This is a genomic window from Dehalococcoidia bacterium (genome assembly GCA_028711995.1).
GTDB lineage: Bacteria > Chloroflexota > Dehalococcoidia > SZUA-161 > SpSt-899 > JAQTRE01.
Map to the genome: position 1 here is coordinate 1 of JAQTRE010000096.1, position 10888 is coordinate 10888.

The 10888-nt window shown below is 55.6% G+C and carries 9 protein-coding genes; 7 read left to right on the plus strand and 2 right to left on the minus strand.

What is annotated here, in order from left to right; all coding sequences use genetic code 11:
* Positions 1–43: 43 nt before the first annotated feature.
* Positions 44–184: a hypothetical protein gene (locus PHV74_11730; GenBank protein ID MDD5095030.1), complete on the minus strand. Its 141-nt coding sequence runs from the start codon at positions 182–184 to the stop codon at positions 44–46.
* Between the two features lie 94 nt (positions 185–278).
* Between PHV74_11730 and PHV74_11735 the strand changes: the two genes are divergently transcribed.
* The 7 genes from PHV74_11735 (at position 279) to PHV74_11765 (ending at position 10118) form a co-directional block, all read left to right on the plus strand.
* The gene (locus PHV74_11735) at positions 279–1877 is read left to right on the plus strand and encodes a 3-oxoacyl-[acyl-carrier-protein] synthase III C-terminal domain-containing protein (GenBank protein ID MDD5095031.1); all 1599 of its coding nucleotides are present in this window, start codon (positions 279–281) and stop codon (positions 1875–1877) included.
* Positions 1864–3030 carry an acetyl-CoA acetyltransferase gene (locus PHV74_11740; protein ID MDD5095032.1) on the plus strand — a complete coding sequence of 389 codons (1167 nt, stop codon included), beginning with the start codon at positions 1864–1866 and terminating at the stop codon, positions 3028–3030. The genes PHV74_11735 and PHV74_11740 overlap by 14 nt, the downstream gene beginning before the upstream one ends.
* 64 nt (positions 3031–3094) lie before the next feature.
* Positions 3095–4783, plus strand: coding sequence for an AMP-binding protein (locus PHV74_11745; GenBank protein MDD5095033.1), 1689 nt, complete (start codon positions 3095–3097; stop codon positions 4781–4783).
* A 125-nt stretch (positions 4784–4908) separates the two neighbouring features.
* A complete protein-coding gene (locus tag PHV74_11750; protein MDD5095034.1) occupies positions 4909–6549 on the plus strand; it encodes a carboxyl transferase domain-containing protein in 1641 nt (546 codons plus the stop codon).
* A gap of 30 nt (positions 6550–6579) precedes the next feature.
* On the plus strand, positions 6580–8172 hold the full coding sequence (locus PHV74_11755) for an acyl-CoA carboxylase subunit beta (GenBank protein MDD5095035.1): 1593 nt from the start codon (positions 6580–6582) through the stop codon (positions 8170–8172).
* Between the two features lie 251 nt (positions 8173–8423).
* A complete protein-coding gene (locus PHV74_11760; GenBank protein ID MDD5095036.1) occupies positions 8424–9692 on the plus strand; it encodes a beta-ketoacyl synthase N-terminal-like domain-containing protein in 1269 nt (422 codons plus the stop codon).
* Positions 9693–9698: 6 nt separating this feature from the next.
* The gene (locus PHV74_11765) at positions 9699–10118 is read left to right on the plus strand and encodes a Zn-ribbon domain-containing OB-fold protein (GenBank protein ID MDD5095037.1); all 420 of its coding nucleotides are present in this window, start codon (positions 9699–9701) and stop codon (positions 10116–10118) included.
* A 156-nt stretch (positions 10119–10274) separates the two neighbouring features.
* On the opposite strand, the gene PHV74_11770 is transcribed toward PHV74_11765, so the two are convergent.
* A partial coding sequence (locus PHV74_11770) for an arsenical-resistance protein (protein ID MDD5095038.1) occupies positions 10275–10888 on the minus strand: 614 nt, incomplete at its 5' end.

The window sequence follows — 10888 nt, forward strand, 5'->3', positions numbered from 1 at the left end:
AGTGCTCAAACCCTCAAAACCGAGGGCTTAACCTATGAGAATGTCACTTGAACGTCAAAACGTCGGTTTCAAAAACCGTGTCAACTTCTTTCAGGGTATTCTTAACCCCTATTCTTAAACGGCCTCTGCCATGCAATCTGGTGATATCAGTCTCAACAACACCCTGGCGCTTGGTTGCCCCCATTGTATCAGGTAATCGTCCAGCATCTTCAAAATTATTCTACCATGTGACAAAGGCTTGGAAAACGGCCTTGACACCTGCCACCACCGCCTGTATAATGTCCACAAGATATCCAATAGGATATCCTATTGATCAGGATTTCGCAACCTTTGCAGGGGTTCGCCCTTCAGGGATGATGGGGGGCATTCTTCGATTGAATGCCAAAACCGAGGTATATGATTACGGCATAGTGCCGATGAGTGACATGGAGGTAAGAATGGTTGGCATCGCTTCATATGGCGCATATGTGCCTATACTGAGACTCAGCCGGGCGACCATTGCCGGGGCAGTGGGAGGATCGCCCTCGCTCGGCGAGAGGACCGTGGCCAATTTCGATGAAGACAGCATCACCATGGCGGTGGAGGCATCGTTCGACTGTCTCAAGGGGATAAACAAAAAAGAGGTGGACGCTTTATACTTTGCCTCCACCACTCCCCCCTATGCGGAAAAGCAGTGCGCGGCGCTGATCGCGGCAGTACTTGATCTGGATAGCAGCGTGATGGCAGCAGATTTCGTTGGCTCAACCCGGTCTGGAACCATAGCGATGAAGGCGGCGATGGATTCTGTAAAGGCCGGCTCAGCAAGGAAGGTGCTGGTGGTTGCCGCCGATTGCCGCGCTGGCGTTCCCGGATCGGATATCGAAAAATACTCCGGGGATGGTGCGGCCGCAGTGTTGATCGCGGAGGACGGCGCTGTCAGTATCGACACCGGATTTGTGATGACGGATGAGTTCACCTTCAACTGGAGAAAAGCGGATGATGCCTTTGTTCGTGGCTGGGAAGAGCGCTTCATCATGAACGAAGGGACGGCCACGATGAAAAATGCCGCGGCTGGTATTGCAAAGGTCAGTGGTGTGGCAATCAAGGATGTCACCAAGGCTATCATCTATGGTCCGAATTACCGCCAGATGGTGGCAGCGGCTGGTGCTGCGGGAATCAATGCCAAGACCCAGCTTCAGGGTGCGGCCATTCTCGATTCCATCGGCAACACCGGCGCGGCGCAGGTCCTGATGGCGCTGACCACGGTGCTTGAAAAGGCCAAAGCGGGCGAATCGATCCTGATGGTCAACTACGGCGATGGCGCTGATGCTTACCTCCTCAAGGTCAATCAGGCTATAAACCCGGTTCCGGGCCGCAGAGGATTGAGCGGATTCAGTGGCTCCAAGATCATGCTGGGCAATTATCATAATTTCTTACAGCTCTGCAATCTGGTGAAAGGCCCCGATGAGGGAAAGCTGCACAGCTCTCTGACGGCTCTCTGGAGGGAAAGGAAATCGGTCTATGCCTGTTACGGGGTGAAGTGCAAGAAATGCGGCGACACCCAGTATCCGGTGCAGAGGGTCTGCGGCATGTGTATGGCCAAAGATAACTTCGATCTGGTCTGTCTGGCGGAAAAGAAAGGGCGGCTCGTCACCTTCACCAAGGAGATGGGACAGGATGTGGGGTATCCCAAAGTCTGGTCAGTTGTGGAGCTTGAAGGCGGATGTCGCTATTTCACCGTCTTGACGGATGTCGATCCCCATCCCATGACGGCAGAAAGCGTGGACCTGCCCTGTGAGATGACTTTTCGAATGTTCCGGGAGGCGGGCGGTTTCTTTAACTATATTTGGAAGTGCCGACCCCAGAGGATGGCAAAGGAGCAAGATGGAAAGCATTAGAGATAAGACCGCTATCGTGGGCATGGGGTGCTGCAAGTTCGGCGAGAACTGGGACCAGGGCGCCGTTGATATGATTGTGGATGCTGCCTATGAAGCCTATCAAGATGCCGGCATCGAGGCCACGGACGTTCAGGCGGCCTGGGTAGGAACCAATACCTCCGGCAAGGCCGGACAGTGCCTGGCGGCCGCTCTGAAATTCCAGGGGATTCCCATCACCCGCGTGGAGAACTATTGTTGCACCGGAATGGATGCCTTCCGCAATGCCGTATTTTCGGTAGCCTGCGGCATGTATGATACGGTGCTGGTGGTCGGCTATGAGAAACTGAAGGATTTGGGCACCGGCGGATTGGTGGGGCAGGCCGGAGCAGAGATTGCCTTCCGGCCCGCTGTGATGGCTCCGGTCGGAACCCCCGGTTCTTACTTCGGCATGGCCTCTATCAAATACTTCCAGAAATACGGCGCAACCCGCGAACACTTGGCCAAGATCGCGGTAAAGAACCATCACAACGGTTCACTAACGCCCAAAGCCCACTTCCAGAAGGAGATTACCCTGGAGCAGGCGTTGAATGCTCCGATGATTGCTTGGCCTCTGGGGCTTTTCGATTGCTGCGGCGTCACCGATGGTGCGGCGGCGGCAGTTATCACCTCCAAGGCGCTGGCCAAAAAGTATCGGCAGGACCCGGTTTACGTCAAAGGCCTGGGGCTTTCGGTGGACCCAATTCCCCACATGTGGAAACCGGGGCATGATTATCTCCACTGGCCATCCTCCGTTCTGGCCGGAAAAGAAGCTTATAAACACGCAGGCATCACCAATCCCTTTAAGGAATTGAGCGTGGCGGAGCTTCATGACTGCTTCACCATCACTGAGCTTTTGACCTACGAGGATCTCGGTTTCTGCAAGCCCGGCGAGGGCAAGGATTATGTGGATAGCGGCGCTTTCCAGAAGTCCGGGGAATTGCCGGTCAACACCGATGGCGGGCTGAAGGCATTCGGGCATCCGGTAGGTGCTACCGGACTGCGCATGATGTACGAAATCTACAAGCAGATTCAGGGCAAGGCCGGACCGCGCCAGGTGAAAGATGCTCACATGGGGCTCGCTCATAATCTGGGCGGACATCCTTCTGTGGCCAGTGTCACCATCCTGGGCAGATAAAAGCCTCTATGGGCACCTCTCACGCCGGGAGGGCCAGCGTTCTCGAATAAAAAGGGGGTATAACGTGACATCTGTTGATTCTTTCCTGCGGGCTCGCGAAGCTCTACTCTCCAGGCGCGAAAACTACGCGACCGCCTGCAATGAGTTTGCATGGCCTCGCTTAGACCGGTTCAACTGGGCGCTCGATTACTTTGACCTTCATGCCCGCGGCAACGACCGCATCGCTCTGTGGGTGGTAAACGAGGACGGGACCGAATCGAAAGTCTCGTTCTCGGAGATGAGCGAGCGCTCCAATCGGGTGGCTAACTTCCTTCGATCCGAAGGCGTCAAACGCGGCGATCGGGCGTTGGTGATGCTGCCAAACATTGTTCCTCTCTGGGAAGTCACGCTGGCGCTGGCCAAGCTCGGGGCAGTGATCAGTCCGGCAACCATGCTTCTGGCCCAGAGCGACTTACAGGATCGAGTGAGCCGTGGCGTGATGCGCCATGTGATCGCGGATACAACCAGCGCCATGTCATTTGAGAATGTAGAGGGCTCCTATAACCGCATCGTCGTGGGCGGGACGGTTCCGGGATGGACCCCTTATGCTAACGCTGAGGGTGCTTCCGCCACATTCGAGCCGGACGCGCCGACGCAGGCAAATGATCCGTTTCTACTTTATTTCACCTCCGGCACCACCTCGAAACCCAAGATGGTGCTGCACACGCATCAAAGCTATCCGGTGGGGCACCTCTCGACGATGTACTGGATCGGGCTCCGTCCGAATGATATCCATCTGAACATCAGCTCTCCCGGTTGGGCCAAACACGCCTGGAGCTGTCTTTTCGCGCCCTGGAATGCCGGGGCCACGATTTTTCTCTATAACCAGGGGCGATTCAATGCCAGGAAAACCCTCGATGTGCTGGTGCGATGCAAGGTGAGCACACTTTGCGCGCCGCCTACAGTCTGGCGTAACTTGATTCTGGAAGATATGAGATCTTATCCGGTGAGCCTGCGCGAATTGGTCAGCGCGGGGGAACCGCTCAATCCCGAGGTCATTGAACAGGTTCGCTCGGCCTGGGGCCTGACCATCCGCGACGGCTACGGCCAGACCGAGTCTACCTGCATGATCGGCAATTCGCCCGGCCAGCCCGTCAAGATCGGATCAATGGGTCGTCCTATGCCCGGTTATCGGATGGTTCTGCTCGATCTTGAGGACAAGGAAGCCGAAGAAGGCGAAATCAGCGTTAAGCTCCATCCGGCTGCGACCGGACTCATGGCGGGCTACCTCGATAACCCGGAACGCACCGCAGAGTTGCTCGGCGGCGACTATTTCCGGACCTCCGATGTTGCCCGCCGCGATGCTGACGGCTACTACTGGTACATCGGACGCGCCGATGACGTCTTCAAGAGCTCCGATTATCGGATCAGTCCCTTTGAACTGGAGAGCGCGCTTATCGAACACGAGGCAGTGGCAGAAGCGGCAGTGGTTCCCAGCCCCGATCCGATGAAGCTGAGCGTTCCCAAAGCCTATATTGTACTTAAACCCGGAGTGGCGCCCTCCCGCGAGACGGCGCTTTCCATCCTGCGCTTTATTCGCGAGAGGGTGGCTCCTTTCAAGCGCATCCGCCGCATCGAGTTCGCCGAACTGCCCAAGACGATATCGGGAAAGATCCGGCGCGTAGAGTTGCGGAGCATCGAGAAAGAACGCCGAAGCAGAAATGAGCGCGGGCCAGCCGAATTCTGGGAAGAGGATTTCCCCGGACTTAAATAAGCTCAATGGTTGCTCGCGATTGAACTCCCCCTTGTCCCCCTCTTTCGGAAAGATGGGGAAGCGGCAAAGCCGAGGGGGCGTTAGACATTGAGCAGTTCGGTTGTTTCTATTGAGGAAATGACAAAATGACAGAAGAGGGCAAACACAGACTTGAAAATTTGGCCCGGCAGTTTGGCGTCCCTGTGGAATATGTCGAAACGGTTCTTGGGATCAGAGAAGCCAGGACCATGCAGGAAAAGCTCGACTTTTTCCAGAAGGAGCAGCTGGGCATTGAACTGGGCAACCCGCAGGCAGTCAAGCAACAGCACGATAAGGGGAAACTGACGGCACGCGAGAGAGTCGACAAGCTGCTTGATCCCGGCAGCTTTCAGGAATTGGACCTGTTGCGCCGGCCGTATGAATGCGGATATCCCGGCGAGGAAACAGGGAGGGGCGATGGCGTCGTTACCGGCTTCGGGACGATCGATGGCAGGCCGGTTACCGTGTGGTCTCAGGATGCCACGGTGATGGGTGGGACGGTGGGAACGGTTCATGCCCGAAAAATCATCCGGACCATGGAAAACGCCCTTCAGTCCAGGACGCCGATCGTGGGCATCTTCGATTCCGAGGGCATCAGAGCGCATGATGCCATCCAATATCCCGATTTCTACTCCCCCGGAGCGATGGCTTATTTCCAGACGCTTGCTTCCGGCGTGATCCCCAAGATATCTCTGGTGATGGGGCCATGCACCGGTGAGATGGCGCTCATCGCCAATCTGAGCGATTTCGTCTTCATGGTGCGAAATACCAGCTTCATGCATCTGGCATCGCCACCGCCCGGAATCGATGGCCAAACCCTGGGAGATGCCTGGAAGGTTCAGGCCAGGGTCGGGCCCTGCGATGTGCTGGCCGATACTGACGAGGATTGCCTGGCAAAATGTCGCCAGTTGGTTAGCCTGTTGCCCTCCAACAATCTGGAGCTGCCTCCAAGAGTCGATACCGGCGACGACCCGAATCGCAGAGAGGAAGAGCTTCTGGAGATTGTCCCCATCAACACCGCCAAGCCCTTCAGCATGTACAGGCTTATCTCGCTGATAACAGACAAGGGCGACTTCTTTGAGATCAAACGCCATTTCGCCCAGAACCTGATCACTGGTTTTGCACGCTTCGGTGGAAACCCGGTCGGCTTGTTGGCCAGCAACCCTCAATTCAAAGGGGGATGCATGAACATTGACGCGGCCGATAAGATGTCCCGCTTTGTCCGGTTTTGCGATGCTTTCAACATTCCGTTAATCTGGCTGGCCGATTCTCCCGCCTTTCTGCCGGCGATAGAAGAGGAGAGAAGGGGACTGATTCGGCACGGCAGCCGGATGGTGATGGCCAATAGTGAAGCCACGGTGCCCAGAATTACCGTCTCGGTGCGCAAACATTTCGGAGGCGGTCGCCTTTCCTTCCCCGGGCCGTTCCTGGGAAGCGATGTTTCCATCGCCTGGCCGACTGTCGAGCCCGGCCTGATGAGCGCCGAAGGGGCGGTGGGCATCATGTATCGAAAAGAACTCTCCGCCATCGAGGATGAAACCGTCAGAAAAGAGAGGCACAATGAACGCCTGGAAGAGATGCGGTGGTGCCTGGATATGCTGATTCGCGAAAGCAACGAGAAAATCATCGATCCCAGGGACACCCGGCCCTTCCTGATCGAAGCCTTGAAGTGGCTCAGAAACAGGCAGGATGGTTCTCTCACGAGCAAAGAGTTGCCGCCCAGAAAGCACGAGAATTTCAGAATGTGAACCGGGATACCCGCAGGAAATATGGAAGACATGACCGATAAACTCAGGCAGGTAGAGGAGCGCAGACACCATCTTTCGAACGGCGGGCCTCAGGCTGAAATCGATCGGCAGCACAAATCGGGCAAGCTGACGGCACGGGAGAGGATAGACAAGCTCTTCGATAAGGGGACTTTCCGGGAAATCGACCTCTGGATTCGCCCTATCAAAACCGGCTTTGATATCGATGAGAAGGAGCTGCCCGGCGATGGCGCTGTGACCGGCATCGGGGAAATCGATGGCCGTTCGTTCTATGTTTATGCCCATGACTTCACCATTGGCGGGGCAACCTTCGGGGCGAGCACGCATCACAAGATTACCAAGCTGATGGAAATGGCGCTGGAGAACCGAATGCCCTGTATCGGGCTGGTTGACTCTGCCGGAGAGAGAGTTCAGGATTGGATGGGCCATCCGGGATTCCGGCCGATCTTGGGAGGCAAGAAGCCCTTGGGCAATGCTCTGACTCCGTATCGGGTGCCGGGGATACTTTCAGGGGTGGTCCCTCAGATCACGGTGATGCTGGGCCCGATGTACGCCGGGTCGGCGTACTCCCCCACGCTGACCGATTTCATGATCATGCGCAACAAAACAGCCTTCATGTCGGTCGCCTCCCCGACCCTTTTGAAGTCGGTGACCTTTGTGGATGTCACCCAGGAGGAAATCGGAGGAGCGGTGACTCATGCCACGGTTACAGGGACGGCCGATGCCCTTGTGGAAAGCGATGAGGAAGGCATCGCCATGTGCCGGGAATTGGCCAGCTATGTCCCGCTCAATTGCCAAGAAAAACCGCCGGTTCGCGATATTGGCGATGATCCCAATCGCAGGGACGAGGATCTATTGAAGATAGTTCCCGCCGATCTTTCCCGACCCTATGATATGCACGACGTAATTGCCTCTGTTGTGGATAGGGGAAAGTTTCTTGAGTTGCAGAAACTGTTTGCCAAGAGCATGATCATCGGTTTTGCCCGCCTGGATGGACAGGTGGTGGGAATCGTGGCCAACAATCCTGCCGAAAATGGCGGTATTTTGACTCTGGATACCTGCGATAAAGAGGCGCGGTTCATCCGGTGGTGCGATGCTTTCAATGTGCCGCTGATCTTTCTAGTGGACACTCCGGGGTTCGCCCCAAACCTGGAAGAAGAGCAGAAGATGGACGGATTGCTACGAACTGCGCCCAAGCCGGTGTTTGCCATCAGTGAAGCCACGGTTCCCATGGTTCAGGTGAATATTGGCAAGTGCTGCGGAACCGCTCGGCTGGTAATGGGGACGTTGAGGATGGGGCTCGACCTTGCCTATTCCTGGCCCAGCGCTCGCGTTTCCAGGATGGACCCCGCTACGGCGGTGGAAACCATCTATAAGGAAGAAATCTGCTCTTCCCCGGAGCCGGATCGAGTGCGGAAAGAGAAGCTGGCGGACATGCTGGCCAACAAGGTGATTCATCCCTTCCATGCTGCAGAGCAGGCAATGATCAACGACATCATTGACCCCCGGGATACCCGGCCAATCCTGATAAAGGCTCTCAAGACTCTTAAAAAGAAAGAGCCCAGGCCGAGACCCTGGAGAAAGCATAGCCTCGTACCTCAGTAGAGATAGCGAAATACGAGGGGGATCATCACAGCATCTGAATCTTAAGGAACCTCTGATTAAGTGGTGCAGGATACTTCCTGCCGGGGGTCTGGGGGTGTCCCCCAGATTCCCCTTCATCCCCCAAGATTGGGGGATGAAGGGGTTGATCAGAACTTAATCATCCTTCCTTCGGGGTGGGGTTCGACGCTAGATGGTTGCTATCAGACGTGTTGTTACGCTTAGTCACCAAACTTGATACAGGAGGCGGGCATATGGCGAAGCAAGGAAAACTGGGCAGAGGAGTGGCGATTGTGGGCGCAGGCATGTCCAAGTTTGGCGCCTTCAATGACAAGATCAGCCGGGATCTTTTTGTGGAAGCCTTCCAGGATATGAAGGCCTCAGTGGATAAGGGTTTCGACCCCAACGATATCCAGTGCCTGTACGTCAGCGCCTTCTCCCCCGAGCTTTTTGAGATGCAGGCGCATCTTGCCCCCATCATGGCCAATGCAGTAGGCCTCGTCCACAAGCCGGCAACCAGAATAGAAGGGGCTTGCGCTTCTGGGGCACTGGCCATGAGGCAAGGAATGATGGCGATCGCTTCCGGGCTGTGCGATATGGTCCTGATCGGGGGCGTCGAGAAGATGAGCAACCTGGCAACCGAGCAGGTGCAGGATACCCTGGCAGCAGCGGGAGATACCGCCTACGAGGCTCCCACGGGATTCACTTTTCCCGGCCTGTATGCTGCTCTAGCTACCGCTCACATGGCCAGATACGGCACTAAGGTAGAGGATTTCATGCGGATAGCCATCAAAAATCACAACAACGGCGCGCTGAACCCCAAAGGCCAGTTCAACCAGAGCATCAGGCAGATCATGGACGCCCGCAAGAAGAAGTGCGCCGAGAAGGGCCAGTATTGCATCGATTACAAGGTGGAGATGGACTTCCTCAATGATGCTGCTGCCAATCCGGTAGTTGCCTGGCCTCTGAGGCTCTTTGACTGTTCGCCTATCACAGACGGGGCTGCGTGTCTCCTGCTGGTTGCCGAAGAGATCGCCAGGGATTTCACCGATAAACCGATCCACATTATCGGCAGCGGTCAGGCTTCGGATTATCCTCAACACGAACGAGAGGACATGACCACCATCAAAGCAGTCAGGCTGGCTGCACAGGAAGCCTATGAGATGGCGGGAGTCAAACCGGCGGATATTCAGGTCACCGAGGTTCATGACTGCTTCACCTCCGCTGAAATCCTGGCCATGGAAGACCTGGGCTACTTCAAACCCGGAACGGCCGTGAGGGCAGTGGAGGAAGGGGTTACCGCTCGGGATGGAGCCAAGCCCATCAATACCTCCGGAGGGCTCAAATCCAAGGGGCATCCTGTGGGAGCTACGGGGCTGGCGCAGACGATGGAAATCTTCAAGCAACTGAGGGGCGAGGCCGGAGGTCGACAGCTTCCCGGCAAGAACCTGAGGTTGGGCCTGACTCATAGCGTCGGGGCCACTGGGGCCACCTCTGCAATTCACATCTACGAAAGGAGGTAAAGTCCAATGGAGCAAAAAACACTTATTACTTCAACGAATTTCAACGTGTTTCTGGCTCAGAAGAGACTGATGGCCAGCAAGTGCAGAAAATGTGGCGCTCTGTTCTTACCTCCTCGTGCCATATGTCCGACTTGCTGGGAGAGCGAACTGGAATGGGTGGAGTTGAGCGGCAAAGGAAAACTGGCCGCTTTCACCTGCATCTCCATCACCCCTACGTGGATGGCGGCCGCGGGTTATGGTAGGAATAACCCCTATTGCTCTGGGATCATCCAGACAACAGAGGGTCCCAAGATCGCCTGCCGCATCGAGGGGGTCGATGCCAGGGATCCTGAGTCTATCAAGATAGGCACATTGGTTGAGGTGGATATTCGGGAGCGCACTCAAGGAGACAAGAAGATACCCTACCTTGCATTTAAGGTGGCATGAGGTTTCTGGTGGCTGAAAAATGTAGAGGGCTAGACACAAATGGCTGCGGAAGGTGCGCTCATATAATATGTAATTCGTGTGATAGCCAGTATTCATCCTGGGACTGGCTGTAACTTGGGCTATCCTGGGCCCTTTCAAGAGCATGACATGTTTAACTTATGGACGAGGACATCCCGCATCCACTTCAAGTATCGGAGATGGCTGCAATTCGTGACCATAGTACCGCCGCTGGAAAAAGAATGCCACACTCACAAGACCGATCATGACCGGAACCTCCACGAGTGGGCCGATCACTGCTGCAAACGCTTGCCCTGAGTTGATCCCGAACACTGCCACCGCCACAGCGATCGCCAATTCAAAATTGTTACTGGCCGCGGTGAATGCAATCGTTGTAGTCTTGGAATAGTCTGCACCGACACGCTTGCCCATGTAAAATGAGACAAGGAACATGATCACGAAGTAGATCAAGAGGGGTATGGCGATGATCAGGACATCCACCGGGTTCTCGACGATGTAATCGCCCTTGATGGAGAACATCACCACAATGGTGAAGATCAGCGCAATCAAGGTGATGGGGCTGATACGAGGGATGAATTTCTGGCTGTACCAGTCATCACCCTTTTTCTTGCGAAGAAAGTGGCGGGTGAGCATCCCGCCGAAGAATGGTATCCCCAGGTAGATGAATACGCTCTTGGCGATTTCAGCCATAGACACGTCAACTTCTACCCCTTTGACCCCGAAGTGAGGGGGCAGTACCGTTATAAAGACAT